Source organism: Priestia sp. SIMBA_032 (genome assembly GCF_046535215.1).
GTDB classification, from domain to species: domain Bacteria; phylum Bacillota; class Bacilli; order Bacillales; family Bacillaceae_H; genus Priestia; species Priestia aryabhattai.
On sequence record NZ_JAWRXD010000587.1, the window covers coordinates 1 to 275 of the forward strand.

The window sequence follows — 275 nt, forward strand, 5'->3', positions numbered from 1 at the left end:
CAGTCGCACTTCGCCCGGCTGATCCAGCCGATCGAGGAGTGGGGCGAGACCCGGGACGTGCTCGTGGTCGAACGCGCGTCCGTGCTGCGCGACTGGTACCTCGATGAGGGCCAGCGTGTGGAGCGCCGCGAGCTTCTGCTCAGCGGCCCGTGGGGAGCGGGGAGTTCCGTGCGGCTCAGCGAGCGCAGCGGCCCCTACCTGCTCTACGAGTACCCCGGGCCGTTCCGGCAGCCGCGGGCGCAGCCCGGGGCCCGCGCCGCGCGCACCGTCGCCGT

General features: G+C 74.5%; 1 protein-coding gene. It reads left to right on the plus strand.

Features of this window, described 5'->3' with window-relative positions; all coding sequences use genetic code 11:
• Nucleotides 1-275, plus strand: a 275-nt coding sequence (locus SB717_RS35620; RefSeq protein ID WP_410907664.1) for a hypothetical protein, incomplete at both ends; no start/stop codon positions are given.